The organism is Cohnella sp. CFH 77786, from assembly GCF_019400745.1.
GTDB lineage: Bacteria > Bacillota > Bacilli > Paenibacillales > Paenibacillaceae > Cohnella.
Genome location: NZ_WJIB01000016.1, coordinates 110,972 through 130,048 on the forward strand (window position 1 = coordinate 110,972; position 19,077 = coordinate 130,048).

Annotated in this window: 14 protein-coding genes; all 14 read right to left on the reverse strand. The window is 46.0% G+C overall.

The features are described 5' to 3' along the window. The 14 genes from GE107_RS20985 to GE107_RS21050 all read right to left on the reverse strand — a co-directional run bounded on the left by GE107_RS20985 (position 1) and on the right by GE107_RS21050 (position 18,892). A complete protein-coding gene (locus GE107_RS20985) occupies positions 1–360 on the reverse strand; it encodes an MmcQ/YjbR family DNA-binding protein (protein ID WP_219642513.1) in 360 nt (119 codons plus the stop codon). Then, positions 360–4,703 carry an Ig-like domain-containing protein gene (locus GE107_RS20990; RefSeq protein ID WP_219642442.1) on the reverse strand — a complete coding sequence of 1,448 codons (4,344 nt, stop codon included), beginning with the start codon at positions 4,701–4,703 and terminating at the stop codon, positions 360–362. The genes GE107_RS20985 and GE107_RS20990 overlap by 1 nt, the downstream gene beginning before the upstream one ends. Positions 4,704–4,849: 146 nt before the next feature. Then, the gene (metK, locus tag GE107_RS20995; RefSeq protein ID WP_219642445.1) at positions 4,850–6,052 is read right to left on the reverse strand and encodes a methionine adenosyltransferase; all 1,203 of its coding nucleotides are present in this window, start codon (positions 6,050–6,052) and stop codon (positions 4,850–4,852) included. Between the two features lie 132 nt (positions 6,053–6,184). Beyond that, complete coding sequence (locus GE107_RS21000) at positions 6,185–6,460, reverse strand: alpha/beta-type small acid-soluble spore protein (protein WP_219642448.1); 276 nt, start codon at positions 6,458–6,460, stop codon at positions 6,185–6,187. Positions 6,461–6,556: 96 nt separating this feature from the next. Further along, complete coding sequence (rfbD, locus tag GE107_RS21005) at positions 6,557–7,408, reverse strand: dTDP-4-dehydrorhamnose reductase (protein ID WP_219642451.1); 852 nt, start codon at positions 7,406–7,408, stop codon at positions 6,557–6,559. Next, positions 7,401–8,384, reverse strand: a complete 984-nt coding sequence (rfbB, locus tag GE107_RS21010; RefSeq protein ID WP_219642454.1) for a dTDP-glucose 4,6-dehydratase — start codon at positions 8,382–8,384, stop codon at positions 7,401–7,403. The genes rfbD and rfbB overlap by 8 nt, the downstream gene beginning before the upstream one ends. Further along, positions 8,381–8,947: a dTDP-4-dehydrorhamnose 3,5-epimerase gene (rfbC, locus tag GE107_RS21015; RefSeq protein ID WP_219642457.1), complete on the reverse strand. Its 567-nt coding sequence runs from the start codon at positions 8,945–8,947 to the stop codon at positions 8,381–8,383. Before rfbC ends, rfbB begins: the two co-directional genes overlap by 4 nt. A gap of 11 nt (positions 8,948–8,958) precedes the next feature. Further along, positions 8,959–9,702, reverse strand: a complete 744-nt coding sequence (locus GE107_RS21020) for a sugar phosphate nucleotidyltransferase (protein WP_219642459.1) — start codon at positions 9,700–9,702, stop codon at positions 8,959–8,961. 223 nt (positions 9,703–9,925) lie between these two features. Further along, positions 9,926–10,864, reverse strand: coding sequence for a glycosyltransferase family 2 protein (locus GE107_RS21025; RefSeq protein ID WP_219642462.1), 939 nt, complete (start codon positions 10,862–10,864; stop codon positions 9,926–9,928). Between the two features lie 37 nt (positions 10,865–10,901). Beyond that, positions 10,902–14,198, reverse strand: a complete 3,297-nt coding sequence (locus tag GE107_RS21030) for a glycoside hydrolase family 99-like domain-containing protein (protein ID WP_219642470.1) — start codon at positions 14,196–14,198, stop codon at positions 10,902–10,904. 182 nt (positions 14,199–14,380) lie between these two features. Further along, a complete protein-coding gene (locus tag GE107_RS21035; RefSeq protein ID WP_219642473.1) occupies positions 14,381–16,504 on the reverse strand; it encodes a capsular polysaccharide export protein, LipB/KpsS family in 2,124 nt (707 codons plus the stop codon). A 42-nt stretch (positions 16,505–16,546) separates the two neighbouring features. Next, a complete protein-coding gene (locus GE107_RS21040; RefSeq protein ID WP_255570712.1) occupies positions 16,547–17,032 on the reverse strand; it encodes a KdsC family phosphatase in 486 nt (161 codons plus the stop codon). 20 nt (positions 17,033–17,052) lie between these two features. Further along, positions 17,053–17,907 (reverse strand): 3-deoxy-8-phosphooctulonate synthase, encoded by an 855-nt coding sequence (kdsA, locus tag GE107_RS21045; RefSeq protein WP_370636484.1) that lies wholly within the window; start codon positions 17,905–17,907, stop codon positions 17,053–17,055. A 13-nt stretch (positions 17,908–17,920) separates the two neighbouring features. Continuing rightward, positions 17,921–18,892: a KpsF/GutQ family sugar-phosphate isomerase gene (locus GE107_RS21050; RefSeq protein ID WP_219642483.1), complete on the reverse strand. Its 972-nt coding sequence runs from the start codon at positions 18,890–18,892 to the stop codon at positions 17,921–17,923. Positions 18,893–19,077: the final 185 nt, after the last annotated feature.

The following is a 19,077-nucleotide window of genomic DNA, read 5'->3' on the forward strand; positions in this document are numbered from 1 at the left end:
TTACCCACCCGCGATCTCCTCGCGCTCCTTCCGAGTCAGCTTCGCCTTCACCAGCCGATAGGATTGCTCGAGCATCACCAGAATTTCCCCGTCCGGCACGGTACCGTCAAGAACCACGGTGTTCCAATGCTTCTTGTTCATATGGTAGCCCGGCAACACGGAGCGAGGATATTGCTGCCGAAGCAACCATGCCTCCTCCGGATCGGCCTTCAGGTTCACGCTTTCCCGATCGCCGGTCCACCCCAGCAGGGCGAACATTTTGCTGCCCACGAATAGGACAGGCAATTGCGGATCGAAAGGATATCGCAAAGTGACGCCGGGCAATCGCAAAGCATACTCCGTCAGCATCTGACGATTCATCAAGGCAAAAACTCCACGTACTCCAAGAAACGTTTGATCATCGACGCTGCTTGGGCACGAGTTGCATTTTCTTTCGGACTGAATTGGTTTTCTGTCATCCCGCTGATAATACCCGCATCGACACACATCGCGATTGCCGTTGAGGCATACGCGCTTATTCTCCCTCGGTCAGCGAAACGTGACAATGACGTTGTGGCCCCGGACCCCTGAGTCCCTGCGTAACTCATGGCCCGTTGCATCATTGCAGCCATATCTTCCCTTGTAATGGTAGCATACGGCCGGAAATTGCCGTCCGTTCCTCCGGAGACAATCCCCGCTTTGCTTGCTGCGCCGATATAGGGTGCATTGGAGTCGCTAACCTTAACATCTCCGAATCTCGCAGCGGCGGAGCTATCCCCGGTAATCCCCAATCCCCTGACGATGAATTTGGCAAAGTCTGCTCTCGTAATTTTCGCCTCGGGAGAGAACGCCCCTGTCGTCGAACCATCAATGATAAATTTAGAGGCTAACAACGCAATATCATCCTTGGCCCAGTGGGTCGCCGTGTCATTGTATGAGGTGGGAGATTGACGCACGACGGTGTAACCACTGCTGCCTTTGCGTTTAAAATAAACCGTCGCTCCCGCGGTAGTCGATACGACCTCTGTCGGAACGTACGCGATGTCCTTCATTTGCTCGTCATACCGGACAACCGACATCTGTTCGGGATTTTGCGACAGATTGCTAGGAATGACGAAAGCACGCTTCACATATAGGTCGTAGTCTTTCAACTCCTTGGTCTGACTGCCGCTGACCAACATGATCGAGAAATCGGCCGGCGTGGACAACATGGCTAGATTACGGCTCATAATTGCCGACGAGAGCGGCGAAGAAGTCGTCAATTTCTCCATATTGAATTGCAAGAAGGCGCTCGACGCACTCGCGCCCATCTGCCCTATTTCTTGCGATAGTTTGACGGCAGACAAGGGATATATGAATTTCATATTGCCGTAATCAATCCTGAAGGTGGCGTTGGAAATCCGGTTCTGCGCATCCAGGAAAGCCGTGACCGGCACCATGACGACAGCGGCTTGTTCTGTAGAAGGCACCACGATCGAAATCTCCGTAAAACCCGGTTGGGAGCCGTACGTTTTCATAAATGAATAACTGGCAATCAGCTTTTCTCCATCCACCAGATACCGGTTTACGGTCTTGCCACCAATACTTTGACCAAGCACTTTCGTATAACCCTGACTGTTCAGTTTGAGTGCATTATTGCCGTCTGTCTCCAGATAACCCGGCAATGGGCCGCTCCAGGATGAACCTGTACCGACAGGGTAATCACTGAACGCAGAGATGGATTGCCCGTTAACATCCTTTAGCGCCGTACCTGTCGCGAAATAAGTCACCGTGATCCCTTGCCCCGATCCCGGCGTGGATGCCAGCGTCAAGAACACCTGCGATCCGGAGACGGATACTCCCGTTATGGCTGCATAACTTCCGTTTACCTTGACATAAAATTGCGCAGCAGCCGGAATCGAAGAAGCATTCAACGTTGCATTGAACGTCAACGTAAGCATGCTGCCTTGTACCGATGCGGATTGCAGTTGGCCCGAACTCGAATTGGCATTCGTAATGGAGTAGGCATTGATCGCCGGGGCCAAATTGCCTTGCACATCCGCGATCGGAGACGAACCGGGAATGTACGTCAACGTTATAGGAGAACCGGAAGAGACGATCTGAGAAAGCGTCAGTTCCACGATATTCCCGGATACGGATGTCGAAACGACCGATAACGACGAGGTTCCACTCCATATTGCGAAGCTGGATGTCAGAGGCAACGGGCTGGTTCTAAGTAATTCGTTATAAACCAAACTGATTTTATTCCCGGACACATAGGCTGCGGAAAGCAGCGGAGACGTCGTGTCTGAGGAATTCCCAACGTTATAATCCGCGAACGCAGCCACATTGTTTCCAACGGTATCTTGAAGCGGAGATCCGCCAGGCGTATACGAGACAGTTACGCTCTCCGTACTCGCCACCGATACTGGAAGGTTCAGTGTAACCGATGACCCGCCCACCGATACCGTTGTCGGATACATGGCGGTACCGCTTCTCTTCACAATAAACTGCGCCGAAGCCACGGAGGAATTGGATAAAGCGGCTAATGTCTTGTTGAAATTCACGGTGACGACAGTTCCGGAAGCAGAGCCGCTTACAGGCCGCGGCAGCGTTGTATCCGAAGCAAGTGCAATATCTTTGCCCGAGAGATCTGCGGCGAGTTTGCCTGCCAGATTGCGAAGGGCTCCGCTGGTATAAGACACTTTAACCGCCTGTCCGCTGGATACCGCGGATGCGAGCGTGAGCGTCACCTGATTGCCTGATACGCTTACAGCTGTAACAGCTCTGGCGACTCCATTAACTGTCACATAGTAAGTCGCCGGAAGAGGCACGAAATTGCCATCAAGCTCTTGATCGTAATTGAGAACGATCGAGCTGCCATTTAAGACGCCGGATGCGTACACAGGCGCATTATTGTTGCTGGCTAGGGTCGTGAAAGTCCAGCGGTAATCATTAAGAATGCCTTGAAATGAATTGCCGACAGAATCCGTGATCGCATCAGGCGGGAGCCAAACCGAATATTTGGTGCTGGGTTTGAGCGTCGCTGTCGGCGTCAACAGAACTTTCTTTGCATTCGTAGAATCGATCGCCATATTCAGCGGAATTCCCGGATCGGTAGTGCTAGCCGACAAATACAACATGGCTACTTCAGATGAATCGACCAAGACCGGTTTGTTGAATTCCGCACTAAGTATAAGCCCCGTCGTACGAATTCCCGTTGACCCGCTGACCGGATTTGTAGAAACGATGTCCAGAAGCGACATATCCTTCGTAACCCTGAATTGCCAGATTCCCGGGCTCGAAATCCCTGCATAGTATTCATTCGCCGCATTACGAAAAGCCGTACTATTAATTTGCACGTAATACGAGTTATTGTTGATAAATGAAGTGCATGGTGAAATGGTTATGGTGTCCGTTCCGCCACCCGTTACATTCGATGAAGTGACCGGAATCGTGCAAAACAAGCTTCCATCGGCATTGCGGATTGTAATTGAACCGCTGTCCGGAAACACGATCTGATTGAATTTGATTTGCAAATTACCGTTTACCGACGCCTGCACGCCGCCGTTGCCCGGAGAGAAGGAAGAAACCGCGGGTTTACTCGCACCGCTCGTCGTAAAACTCCAGGTGGACACGTCACGAATGCCGTCATATTCTTCCGGTCCAGACTTAAAAACCCCAGCGTCAATGAGAACGTAGTAGGTCGTATTCAAAGCAAGGGAAGACAATTTCAGAGTCGCGTTACTCCCGGTTACATCTACGCACAAGATACTGCCACAAGCCGCGGCGACGTCAATCGATTGAACCGTTACGTTATCGGACAAACGTTTGATGTAGATTTTCCCTGTCCCTTTGTTGATCGGAGTCGCAAATTGCATCGTCAGAATCGGATTTGTATAGGCAACGTTGATCGAACCGCTGGCCGGGCTGAACGAGGGCTGCGCGATCCCTGAAGCTTGAGTTTTGAAACCCCATGACGAATCATTGCCAATACCGGCGTACTTATTACCCACGATGTCAACGAAAGCGCCATTATCGATCGTTACGTAATAGTTTGTGTTGGATATTAGCCTGGATGGCAATTTGACAGACACGGCCGAAGTTCCCGATCCGGTTACGGACGAAGACAAGACGGAAATGGTTTGTTCTTCGTTGGACTTGTCTTTATTGAAGATATGGATATACCCTGCCGCTGCCCACACTGGTTCACTGAATGTCAGGTTCAGTTCTCCTGTTGTAGACACGCCTGAAGAGCCCATAACCGGTAATGTAGAGACTAGCGTAGGCGCTGCGCTGTCAACTCCAACCGTTGTGAAGGTCCACGCGGTTGCATTCGTAATTCCTGCAAACACGCCATTGGCAGAGTTAAACGCTCCATTATCGATTAACACATAATAACTCAATCCAACCACGAGATTGCTAGAAGGCTGGATCGTCAACTTGTTCCCGTTTATCGATAATCTGGGGCTGCTATTAGCTGGGAACGACTCGACCAGAGCATTATTATCAACGCGGAAAATGGAGACGGCCGCTCCGCTGTTCGTGGTTCTTGAAATATTCTCGTCGAAGGTAACGGAAAGAGTCCCGTTCGCCGGCACTGCCGTGTCATTATTGCCTGGATAAGTAGAAACGACAACCGGTCCGCCCACAGCGGCCCACACCGTCTTCATGCCGGAAACAGCCGCAACTTGCAGCAGCATGGCGGCCAATAAAATAAAAGTGATCAAACGAAAACGCTTCACGACGATTCCTCCGCTGAACAGTCTAGTACCTTTATATTCGGTTTCCAGAGGCTGGAACTTTAGGGACCATAGGCTTATTCAGTCCATATAGATGAAAAAGGCTCCCGCGTTTGCGGAAGCCGTTGGATCATACGTTCGTTTGATTGTTATGCCATAGCCTGTTGCTTCAAAGCGTCAACCTTATCCAGACGCTCCCAAGGGAGGTCCAGATCGGTGCGTCCGAAATGTCCGTAAGCCGCGGTCTGCGCGTAAATCGGCCGGCGCAAATCGAGCATCTTGATGATGCCGGCCGGACGGAGGTCGAAGTTGTTGTTGATCAGCTCGACGAGCTTCTCTTCGCTCACTTTGCCAGTGCCGTACGTGTCCACGTTGATCGATACCGGGCGAGCTACGCCGATGGCATAAGCCAACTGGATTTCGCACTTGTCGGCAAGGCCTGCAGCCACGATGTTCTTGGCCACGTAGCGTGCCGCGTAAGCGGCGGAACGGTCAACCTTCGTCGGATCCTTGCCGGAGAACGCACCGCCGCCATGACGGGCATATCCGCCGTACGTGTCGACGATGATTTTGCGGCCGGTGAGGCCGGCATCCCCTTGCGGTCCGCCGATAACGAAACGGCCCGTCGGGTTGATGAAGTACTTCGTATCCGGGTTCAGCCATTCCGACGGAACGACCGGCTTGATAACGTGCTCGCGGATGTCGCGGTCGATCTGCTCCGAGGTCACCTCTTCGCTGTGCTGCGTGGAGATAACGATCGTTTCCACGCCGACCGGCTTGCCGTCCTCGTACTGGATCGTAACCTGCGTTTTGCCGTCCGGGCGCAGGTAGTCGAGCGTACCGTTCTTGCGCACTTCCGCCAGGCGGCGGGACAGACGATGCGCAAGCGCGATCGGAAGAGGCATGAATTCCGGGGTTTCGTTCGTCGCGAAACCGAACATGAGGCCTTGGTCGCCAGCTCCGATGTCGGCGTTCTCCTCGCGGACGTTGACGCCGTCGCGGCTCTCCAGGGCTGCGTTCACGCCTTGCGCGATGTCCGGAGATTGCTCGTTGAGCGACGTCAGAACGGCGCACGTGCTGCTGTCAAAGCCGTATTTCGCGCGAGTGTAGCCAATTTCCTTGATCGTGCGGCGGACGATGGCCGGAATGTCCACGTAATCCGCCTTGCTGCTGATTTCGCCGATAACGAGTACGAGACCGGTGGCAACGGAAACTTCGCACGCAACGCGCGCGTACGGGTCTACTTCAAGAAACGCGTCGAGTACCGCGTCGGAGATCTGGTCGCAAATTTTATCCGGATGGCCTTCCGTGACCGATTCGGATGTGAAGAGATGCCGTCCTTTGATCGACAATGTCTTCAACCTCCATAGAAAAAAATGAACCTTTTCCGCTTGGAAAAGGTTGTTAGACAAACCTTCGATTCATAATGATAACGGATTTGTCGAGGGGTGTCAATGGACGGGAGAACCTAGTGCAGCGCGGCTTTACAGGATCGTCTGCTGCGCTTGCTGTTCCGCCAGTTGCACCAACCTTTTCGTAATATTACCGCCGATGGTTCCTGCTTCCCGGGCCGTGATATTTCCCCAGTATTCGCTTCCTGTTGACGCGCCGCCTATACTGCCCAATTCGCCCGCCATTTCGGACTCGAATCCGCTGGAGGAAAACCCTGCGATCCCAAGCTCCCCGGCAAGTTCATACTTCCATTGCTGGATCGCTTTGTCGCATTCCGGCACCAATTTGCGGTTCCTGCTGTTCGGCATGGTTTTCTTTGCACCTCCTTGATTGATGACGGGGTTAGTATGTGCGCAGCCGACTCGGCCAAGCGTATGAGTTTATGGTGGGCAGGGAAGAATGTACTAATCTCGATTCGCCAAAAAATCCCTCAGCGCCTCTCGCCAATGTCTAAGCGGGGCGAATCCTGCTCTGATCATGGCATCATGGCCAAGGACGGAATAAGCTGGTCTCGGTGCCGGACGCGGAAATTCTTCGGTCGTACAGGGAAGCAATTCGACCTGGATGCCGGATTCTTCGAAGATCGCCTGGGCAAACTGATACCATGTACAGGATCCGCTGTTCGAGGCATGATAAATGCCGAATTTGTCGGTTTGGACGAGATCGAGCAAAAATACTGCCAAATCCAGCGTGTACGTCGGACTTCCGGTCTGATCGTTCACGACGCGGAGCGACCGTCGGGATTCGGCCAAATTAAGCATCGTATGCACAAAATTCGCGCCGTATGCCCCATAGACCCACGAGGTACGAACAAGGAACGTCCGGCTGCATGCCTCGAGCGCAGCGCGTTCTCCCTCCAGCTTGGTTCGGCCGTAAACGGTTTGCGCACCGGTGGGGTCATGCTCGTCATAGGGGCGAGTTCCACGCCCATCAAACACGTAATCCGTGCTGACAAAGCAAAATTTCGCCCCGGCGATCTCGGCAGCCGCGGCCATGTTTCGGGTTCCGTCTACATTCACACGATAGGCGGTTTCCGGGTCCGCTTCCGCTTGGTCGACCTTCGTGTAGGCCGCTGCGTGGATGACGGCATTCGGCCGATGCTCCTGCACAGCCTGCAAGCATGCCTGAGCGTCCGTAATATCCAAACCCTGGCGGTCCAGTCCGATTAGGCACAAGCCCGGCTTCCGCAGCCGAACCAGCTCCTGACCCAACTGTCCACCCGCTCCCGTTACGAGAATCGTTAGACGTTCAGCCATTCTGCCGATACGCTCCCGTCTCGATCCGCTCCAGCCAAACCTGATTGTCCAAGTACCATTGTATCGTGGCGCGGATGCCGCTCTCGTAATCGTGTTTCGGATTCCATCCGAGCTCCCGCCGGATTTTGGACGCATCGATGGCGTACCGACGATCGTGGCCGAGCCGATCCTCGACATAGGTGATCAGCGACTCCGGACGATCTAGCGCTTGGAGAATCGTGCGAACGACCTGCAGGTTCGTGCGTTCGTTGCGGCCTCCGATGTTATAAACTTCCCCATCCCGGCCTCGGTGAATCACCAAATCGATGGCGCTGCAATGGTCTTCCACATAAAGCCAATCCCGCACGTTCAGCCCGTCACCGTAGACAGGCAGCGGCTTTCCGGCCAGCGCGTTGCGGATCATCAGGGGAATCAGCTTCTCCGGGAACTGGTACGGACCGTAGTTGTTGGAGCAACGGGTGATGTTGACGGGGAGTCCGTACGTTTCGTAGTACGCGCGAACGAGCAAATCCGCTCCAGCTTTGCTTGCCGAGTAAGGGCTGTTCGGTGCGAGCGGGGTCTCTTCCGTGAAGAGCCCGTCATGGCCGAGGGTGCCGTACACTTCGTCTGTGGAGATCTGAACAAATTTGCTTACCTTGTACTGTTTCGCTAAGTCCAAGAGCGTCTGAGTCCCTTGAATGTTGCTTCTTACGAAAATATCCGGTTGGAGAATGCTGCGGTCCACATGAGATTCGGCAGCAAAGTTCACCACCGTGTCTACGCCTTGTTGAAAAAGAAGCTCCATCGCCGCTCGATCCGCGATGTCTGCCTGAACGAAACGGTAGCCGGGACCGGCGACTCCTTCCAAGTTATCCGGATTTCCAGCATAGGTTAGCAGATCGATGTTGACGATTTCATATGCCGGATATTCCCGTCTCATATAGTGGACGAAGTTGCTTCCGATAAATCCGGCTCCGCCGGTAATAAGCATTTTCAACCTGGTTCACCCTCGAATGTGAAGTTTATTTCAGCATCGGCCAACATGGGATGACGGGTATCTTTCTCCGATAGAATCGGATGATCTACCGGCCATGTAATACCGATTGCCGGATCGTCCCATGCGACCCCCCTGTCATGCGCGAGAGAATAGAGCGCGTCTACCTTATACTGAACTTCAGTATTAGGCCTCAGTGTGCAGAACCCATGGGCAAACCCGCGGGGCACCAGCAATTGATGCTTGTTTTCGGCGGACAATTCAAAACCTTCCCATTGCCCAAACGTTGGGGAGCCTTTCCGGATATCCACGACTACATCGAATATGGCACCCGCAGTCACCCGGACCAGCTTGGTTTGCGCGGCTGGGTTAAGCTGATAATGGAGACCCCTAAGGACACCAGGCTCGGTGGATAAGGAGTGATTATCCTGAACGAATGTCATCGTAATGCCATGCTCGGAGAAACGTTCAAGATTATAGGTTTCCATAAAAAAACCGCGGTGATCTTGGAAGACTGCGGGCACGATCAATTTGACTTCTGAAAGTCTGCCATCCGTTACTTTCATCGAGGTATCTCCTATAATTTTAATTTACCGAATTCTTCTCCGAACCTGACTTCCTTGGCAAGCTCGTTTGCTCTCATCAATGAACCGTAAGTACCTGCATCCGTCCACCAACCTTGCAGAATATCATACGTCAATGTGCCCTCACGAATGTAGGCATTATTTACATCGGTAATTTCGAGTTCTCCCCGTGCCGACGGTTTTAGCGTACGAATAACATTGAAAACTTCGGCATCGTACATATATATTCCCGTCACCGCGTATTGACTCTTCGGTCGAGAAGGTTTCTCTTCGATAGAGATTATTCGATCCCCTTGGAGCTCAGGTACACCGTAACGATTAGGATCGGGAACTTCCTGAATCAATATCTTTGCACCGGAGCTTTGTTGTCGGAAGTTGTTCACATAAGGAGCGATGGAATCCTCGAACACGTTGTCACCTAGAATCACGACCAAGGAGTCATTTCCGACGAAATGTTCCGCCAAACCTAGAGCTTGGGCGATTCCGCCCGCTTCGTCCTGAACCTTATAAGTAAAGGAAACTCCTAACTCTTGCCCGCTGCCTAGCAGGTTTACGACATCTCCCATGTGATCTTTGCCAGTGACGACCAAAATATCCGATATATCGGATTCCTTCAATTTAGCGATAGCATGAAAGATCATAGGGTATTTGCCCACGGGCAGAAGATGCTTGTTGGTAACTTTAGTTAATGGATAAAGCCGGGAACCCGTTCCTCCGGCAAGTATAATTCCTTTCATTGAATCCACTCCTACATATTGTTATCTTTTGGATGCACTTCTACATTAGTTCCATTCCCGAAATGAAAGCGCACTCCTGTAGTGCGTCTAAATAAAAAGTCCGTTTCCCCGGTACCCCTATGATCTTCTTCTCCTACCTAGACGGATGATTCTGCAATTCAACGAATAGTATAAAATTCGCCAGATAATAACAATAGCCTTCCTAATTCCGGCAAATAAAATCTTACATTTTGATTAGATGCGCAATATTTCGGAAAAATCCTGACTTAAAAAATTTCCACTTGAAAACGATTTGAACTCTTTTCATGTAATTTACCTCGTTCAACTGAGCAAAGTTAATTAGCATTAATCTCTGAGATGGAGTTAAATCAGAATCTAACTTCCTATAAAGTTCATTACATTGGCAAATATAAGGCTCTAATGAATAATCTGAGAACAGTTTCATTGTTGCATTAAATAATGTTAGTTTTCTCGCCCCAATATGGTTGTTATCATGCAATCTGTACAAAATCGTAGCAGATTGCAGATGCACGATCTCTCCAACGCAACTCGCAACAAGCCCGATCCACCAATCATGCATAATAACCTTTTTAGGAAAGGGAGAACATTTCTCTGCTAATCTTCTATTAATCATCATGGTACAGCCTGTAATCACGTTCTGAATTAATAATTTATTCACTTGAACATTAGTCGGTCGCAATTTCTGTTGCTTCCAAAATGACGATGAAATTAAATTTAAATCTCTGCCGGTTACCATTAAATCGGTATGAACGAGGATAGGTTGTTGCGACTTTCGTTGAAGTTCAACATCCTGCATTTTTTGGTATGTCTTCTCGATTTTATCCTTCATCCAAACATCGTCTTGATCTGCAAACATGAAATAATTAGATTTTGTCTGTGTAAGACCGAACTCAAGCAAGTAGCCGAAACTTCGAGCAGCACCTACATTACTGCCTTCTTCTAGAAGGATTAAATTTTTGAATTTCGAAGTGTATTCTTGGAGAATCGACAAAGTATTGTCTGTAGAACCATCATCTCTCACAATAATTAAGAAATCCCGAAATGTCTGTTCCAACAAGGAGTCTAAAAATGGCCTTAAATAATTCTGTCCATTATAAGTGGAAAGTAATATAGTGATTAGCGGATTTTCATAGCAAGTCATATATACAATCCGTTCCCCTTATTGGACTTTTTAATGATCATTTAATACCTAGATAGTCTTTGACATATTCTCTATAATTGATAACCTTTTTTTGAACGGCGCTGTCAACATCGATTATTTTTTGAATCCTATCCTGAATGTGTACAATTTCTTCGTAATGCAAGGTGTTTTTCTCGCTTTTGGTTACACTATTCGTATGTCTCCGGTGATAGTTTAACGACTTATGATTGAAATAAATTTTCCCTTTTTGCAGCATCTTTATATAGAAAAACCAGTCACCTGCAATCTTAAATTGAGTTAATTCCTGAAGGATTTCGTTGATATCTGGCTTTTTGAAGATCGCTCCGGATACGTTCGGTATCGTATTCTTAACAGACATTCCTTTGGCTATTTCTGTTATGCCGTCTTCGATGTAAGAACTCTTCCATTTTTTCGAGTCTATGTCCGAAGTATAATCCAAATAATTGTCGCACAATATTTGTCCGGATTCATCCATTTGATAGGACTGCGCATAACCTATTACCACTTCCGGGTCTCTATTAAATCCAGCAATTACTTCTTCTAGGAAGTGCGGCGAGGATAAATCATCAGCTTCTGCGATCCAAATGATCTCTCCTTCTGCATTCGATATCCCTTTTGCCCATTGACGGAAAACTGAACCTGAATTCTTATCATTGAAAATCTTCTTGATCCTGAGCCTTGAATCAAAAGGGTAAGTTTCTATTATATTACGGCTTTCGTCAGTAGAACAATCATCCAATATGATCAACTCGTATATCGGATAGGTCTGGGAAATAATAGTTTCCAATCTTTTCGGCAAATACTTTGCATAATTGTAATTGGGAACGATGACGCTAACTTTCTTGTATGAGTGGCCGGCCATATCCAATAATTGATAGAGGTAATTTCGGAAATAGTATTTATTTTCGATAAGTTGACAACCATTCTTCCCTTGAACTCTTCTCAACTCGGCACTCTCAAGAAGCTCAATAATCGCTGATACCATAAGTTCTGAATTTGAGTACTCAACGAGACGCCCTGTCGTATCGTTAACAATGTCGCTAAATCCCCCGGCGTCTCTAAATCCAACAACAGGCACACCTACATTCAATGATTCCAAAACTACCGAAGGGAACGGATCTTCTCTTGAAGTTAACAAATACAGGTCTGCACCCGCGTAATATAGATCAACTTCATGGGTAGGATCAATAAAGATTACGGATTTTTTCCTATCATCTTGGATTTCATCGATCATGTACGGATCCCGGCTGCCAATCCAGACAAAGCGGACATCGGACATTATTCTCCTTAGAAGAAATGCTACCTCGCAGAATAAGTCAATTCCTTTCCTTCTATCGGCATAACCCACTCCTACTATAATTGGAGTTTCTGGAGAAAAACCCAGTGTTTTTCGTAGTTCTGTCCGTGCCTTCCACTCTTGCCCCTTATATTTATTTGCCTTATACAGACCTTGAGGTAGAACGACCTGCTTCTTATGATCGATAGGAAATAATGAAACATATTTATCTAATACATACCGGGAAGGAAAAACCACTGTATTCGAATATTCGGAAATATTTCTTGCCCGTTCTTCTGCTTTATATTGTCCTATTACACCAGGCAATTCATGGATCAGTGACAGGATTTTGAACCCACATTTCGCCAGATGGGGAACTACAATTCCGGCGATAACGGTGTTGGTTATTGCGATTCGATAGTTTTTCTTATATAGTTTGGCGAGGAAAACGGCGAGTTCTTTGGAATCGCCCCCGTCGGATAAAAGAGTAACGTTCCCCAGCTTTCTGTATTCTTCTAATAGAACACCGCCCTCTTCCAAAATTATTTCAACTGAATATCCAAACTGTTGGCTGAACACATCAATCATGTTTAAGGCCAGTAACTGTGCACCATTAAAATGAGCATTGTGAGAGACATAGATCAAATTCCTCTCAATCTCTTTGCTGGTTTCTTCAAGTGCTTCTTTAGTCGATTGCAAATAGGCATATCCGTATTTACGATCCGGCTCTAAATATGCTCCCTCAGCCCACTCGTTCCAGGCATTAATAAATACAACCTTGTCGTCATTAAAGGTGCTATTTGTATGTCTTATCACGCTCTTGAGCCAATTTTTATAAAGCGAAGGGGAGGCGCCATGATAAATCGTTCCATTATTTGATTTCCTGGCAGTATTATCCCAACTAGGAGCTACACCTTTATACAACTTGTAGTCCGTATCAAATAGGTAATTTTCATGTTCAACGTATTTCTTATAATCAAAAATCAATCCTTTGAAGTCAGGATTTACAATATCAACCTTGTCATTGATCATTTCACAACCATATTCATGCATGGAATGGGGAGGAAATTCTACCAAACCATCTAGGCCGAAGTCATCTGGGTTAGTGATCCCCCAAGAAACACCGAGCAGATGAATCTCCCCGATTCCTTCCATCCTGCAAAATTCTCTCCACCGACCCGCTGTTTTTTTGAAGTTTGGAAATAGACCTGGCCTGTAGACCAGAACAACAGGCTTTTCATTTATTTTAATGTATCGTTTGTCCTTTAAGTATCGGCTCAGATCTTTAATAAAGTTATTATCATCCTCATCCGAATATTTCTGCTCCATTAAGATATCATGCTCTTCCCCATCCCATCTTCTAGACCAATTTTCATTAGCCCAACAGAGACAAAAAGGCAAATCAATCTCTGGATGTTCAAGCAGCTGATCAACAGGCCGCTCCAATAGACGTTTTCCGCTAAACCAGTAATGATAAAAGCAGAATCCGTAAACTCCATACTGTCTGGCAAGCTCTGCTTGACGTTTCATGACATTGATGAACCTAAGATCATAAAAACCAAGTTCATCTGGCAAACGTGGTTGATAATGGCCAACAAACTGAGGAACGGCTTTCGTTACATTCGTCCATTCGGTAAAGCCTTTTCCCCACCATTGATCATTTTCTGGGATTGGGTGAAATTGAGGTAAATAAAAAGCGATTAATTTTACAATCGTATCTTCTCTATTAATCGATTCGTTAGAATAGGGAACATACTCCGGAGATTTATTATTTGACCAAAAAAACAAATTTTGTAGATAGCGGTCCCTTTTGTCCATCGAAGTGAATTCTAACGCTTGCACCTCATTGCTCAACACTTGCTGATCGCCAAACGAAAACGAATTTAACCATATATGGTACGTTTTTGTATTTCTGAGAACAATACGAAATGATTTGAAGAAGAGATTCTTCATTTTGATTCTACGAGAATCTGAAACTGGCAGTCGAAGGTATATATATCGAAGAAAATTTTTCGAAACATTTTTGTAGTTCCTCATTAGCAGCGCTCCCAACCTATTAGCTTAACAAATCAATCGACAATTCATTGTCCCTAATGTCTTGGATAGCCAACTAAATTCCTTCGTGACATCCTTTACGTCGATTCGTTTCAGCCCCCCCATTGGCAAAAAAACCTGTATATTCGAGTCCCCATAAACGATTTACAACTGTATTTTTCTACCTATCGGTCCACCAAATTTTTTAACAGCTTGTACAGCTCCCTCAACGGACGAGTTAACTTCCAGGAGACGGTATTTTCCATTTCTATTAATTTACTTTCAAAGGCTTGTATTCTAATCATAGTAATCTCGTTGATCTGCTCCAGCTCTTCATTCCTGTAATTGAGTCCGGAGTTGACTTTCCCTAAGTCTAAAACGCTCTTTTTGAGTTCGGAATTGGCTTTCTCTAAGTTTAGAACGCTGTTTTTGAGTTCGGAGTTGACTTTCTCTAAATGACTGTTAGCTTGGCTTAGTTGATTGTTTTGTCGTTTGAGATCAAGATTGTTCGCTTCTTGAACGTCATATGCTTTTTGGAGATCTCTCGATTCTATTACCATCCGGGTTAATTCGGATTCACTTCTTGTTAACTGGGCTTTAATTTCTTTGATAATGGACTTTTCTTGATTAATGATCCCTTTAACAACTTCCAAGTTATATATGTTAATATCCAAATACCAGTAATCAATTTCAAGTTCCTTGATTTTCGCATCACCCCAAGTTCTTTCCAAGTATAACTGGGGGTCCTCATTCAGAAAGCAAAACAGGTTACCGATGTTATACTCAGCGTTGGAACTTGCAATCTGCAGCTCATAAAATTCATCCCTATTTTCCGTATATAGGCAAATTCGATTGATTCCAACAACTCCGCATCCATTGAGTGGGTCAATTCTAATATTACGAACACCCTTACTTCCTACAGGAATAGTTACACTTTGTTGTCCAAAAAGTACTTTTTTTCGAATACAGTCTTCTTCTTGGAAACCCGAACCATAGTCCAAATAACATTCCATGACAGAAGCTTTTGCAGGAGTAAACCGTCGATTCAAATTCTCATTGGGAAAGTCGGTTGTAAAGTGAGGGATATCCGTGATCAATGCTAGCGACAAATTTGAAAGCAGTTTTTTTTCATCGTCAATCGGGAAATAAAAGTCCATCAAATTAACGTTTTTCTTGAAATTTTTAATAGAGTTTTCCAAAAAATTGCGCATCCAATTTGCATTGCAAATGTATGCTTTAGGAACAGCGTATCTTGTCATGATCCAATACAGCAATTCGTCTTTATTATCAACGGGTTCATTAAGAACGAATTGAACATGATCCAAATCAGTTCCATCCGCCATGAAAGACAAGAATCCTTTCCCGATGCTGATTAATTTATTATCCCAAAACAATGTTTGCAATCCAATGCTCGAGGAAACCGTAATTACGCCATCTACTTCACCCATTAAATATTGGGACGAGGCGTAATAATCTTCAAATTGCTTGTCATATATAAAATGCGGATATTTTTCTTGTACATAAGCAAGCACTTCATCCGTTAGACCCTTATATTCAGGGTGAGTGGTAACAACTACCCCGATGTTTCTTGGAACTTTTTCAAGCACATCTGTTAGATATTCGAATTGGCTTTGATAGTCGCATATGCTGTCAAATAAATAATATCCACTAAATTGTAAAGGCAATAAAACTAAACGATCAAACCGCTTCTTGTATGAAGAAATGAAATGTCTAAAAGGCGACTTTGCAAGAAGCAATCGCTGGATGGCGGCTTTTGCTCCAAGCAATTCTTCCCGAAGGTCATTGGACATCGAAATCATTGGTTTGATTTCATCCCAATATGACTCGAGATAAGCCCCGCCGTTCATTCCAATAGGGTCGAAATACCAAGATTCAGGGAATGGTTTTCTTGAGAAGATGCTGTATTCGATATGCAAAACAAGAGAATCCGGATACATTTTTCTGAGAAATGGAACCGGAGAAAATGTAAAAATCAATTCAGGCGTCGAATTAGCCTTGAGCTTACTCGTCATTAGATCGAGGTAATCCGTAAGTTGTTCTTCACTGTACTGACCTGTGTGCCAGGAATCTGAAAGCATTTTTGAATTGTATTTCATATTGAAAAGCATTTCTTTTTGAGAAATAATAATCTTGCTCACGTTATGACGTGGACTTAACGAAAAGGATAGTGGTTCATTAAGTACAAAAGTAAATTGGAAATCATCTAAGGTCTCCGTGATGTACCTGCAAATCCCTTTGAGCCATCCCTCTTTAAAAAAGGGTCTTTCCATTTCAATTAGTGGATCCACGTAGAATAATACTCTCAAGGCGAAAACCTTCTTTCTAGCCGCTTAGCTTTTGAGCTGATTCAAGTGGTCCGAGACTTCGCGAAGGCATCCTTCCCCACCCTTGCTTTTGAGAACCCAATCTGCGAATTCAATAACGGAGTGATGAGCATCAGAAGGACAAATGGCTACTCCGCAGCGCTTCATGATCTTAATATCATTAATATCATCACCGATGTAAGCAACTTCTGAAGCTATTACATTAAATTCATCCAAAAATTCCTGGAAACGTTCTTCCTTCAAACGATTTTTCACACTTATATATTCAAATCCTAGACGGGTAAATCTTTTCGTAATCGCCTGCTCGGCATTGCCGGCGCTCATAATACCGAGTCTAAATCCCTTCTCTCTAATTAAGCTAGCAGCAATGCCGTCCCGGACATGAAATTGCTTGATTTCATCCCCGTTTTCTGAATAAATCATTTTGCCGTCCGTCAACACTCCGTCAACATCGCAAAATATCCATTTGCATTGTTTAAGCTTCTGTCCCAAAGAGTCTAAACGTTCACGAGTTAATCTCCTGTACGAATTACCGTTTTTTTTTTTATTAAGTCGTTGATCTGCAATGCGTCATTTATTATCGATTCAAGTTCGTGCAACGGTATCATATTGGGCCCATCAGACAACGCTCGATCCGGATCCGGGTGGGTTTCTGCGAAGATGGCGTCAACTCCGACTGCAACGGCAGCATTCATTAAATAAGGGATGTATTCTCGGTCGCCGCCAGTAGCATGCCCCATCCCACCTGGTCTTTGCACGGAATGGGTTGCATCAAACACAATCGGATATCCCAATTTTCGCATCTCGATCAGAGATCGCATATCCACGACTAAGTTATTGTAACCGAAAGTGGTTCCCCTTTCAGTCAATAAGATGTATTTATGGTCCACTTCTTCAAGCTTTTGGATTACGTTTTTCATGTCCCACGGCGATAAAAATTGGCCTTTTTTTACATTAATCGTTTTACCGGTTCTTGCAGCCGCCAATAATAAATCCGTTTGTCTGCATAGAAATGCCGGAATTTGCAATACGTCAGCCACTTCAGCAACCAAATCGCACTGCCAAGTCTCGTGTACATCCGTTAATATGGGAACTTGATAGGTCTCCTTAACTTTTCGTAAAACTTTGATCCCTTCTTCAAGACCAAGTCCCCGAAAAGAATTAATGGAACTGCGGTTCGCTTTGTCGAAGGATGATTTGAAAATATAATGAATATTCAATCGTTCGGTTATGCTTTTTAATTTCTTTGCAGTGTCCATGACGAGTTTTTCACTTTCAATAACGCATGGCCCCCCGATGAAAGTTAAACCTTTATTCGGACCTCCAAAGAATTCCTCAAAGACGTGAAAATCCTTGTTTTCAGCCACTGTAAGACACCTCCTAAACATTGATTCCTTTTTTTGCTATGTCGATAAATGTAATGACCCCTTTTAAATACCCCTTATGATCTACGACAGGGAGAAAAGAAAAAGGAAGCTGCTCTCGAATCATTTTTTTCATGGCCTCTACGGCAAGTTCATGTTCAAGTGCGACAACCGGATTTTTTTGATAGATGTCGGAAACACGGATGTCGCTGATAATATCCGATTTATAAAGACTTCTTCGAACATCGCCATCCGTTATGATCCCCAGCAGCCTGCCTTCGTTATCGACAACATTCACCATTTTCAAGGATTTGGAGTTCATTTCAAAAATCACTTCACGGAAATCGGTGTGAAGGTGGATGATGGGAACGTCATCGCCTTTATACATGAGATCCTCGACTTTTAATAGCAATCTCTTCCCCAAAGTGCCTTTTGGATGAAAAAGGGCGAAATGATCCTTGTTGAATCCGATCGTTTTAGAAAGAACGATCGCCAGCGCGTCTCCGAACACGAGTGAAACCGTTGTGCTAGAAGTTGGTGCGAGATTATAATAACAAGCTTCTTCGGGAATCTGCAAAACGATATTCAAATCCGAATAAACGGCGATCGAAGAATGTTGCTTTCCGGTTACGGCAATTAATTTAGCACCGATATTTTTAATAGAAGGAATGATTTGCAGCAACTCATCCGTTTCTCCGCTGTTGCTGACCGCGATTACAAGATCTTCTTTCCTGATGAGTCCAAGATCCCCATGCACAGCTTCAGTTGGATGGAGAAAGTATGAGGGAGTACCTAAACTTGAAAGAGTGGCCGAAATCTTCCTGGAGATGAGACCGGATTTGCCTACTCCGGTTAAGATAACGCGGCCCTCACTTTGCAAAATCATCTCTATTAACAGATCGAACTCATCACCGAGTTGATCTTTGACTAACTTAAGCGCTGCAATTTCTTTCTCAAAAACTTCTTTTGCCTCGCTGACATAAGTCATAATTTATACCCTCTACGATCAATTAGAATTCCCCAACATTTTGCAGAATGTTGAGAGCATCCGTATTGTGGGGTATCACTGAATATGAGAAAAACTAAACCCCGTTACATCCCGTGATCGGACGTTACCGGGTGTTACAAAAACCCAATAAAATAAAGGAAATGTGAGTGCGTGAGTGTGTCCAG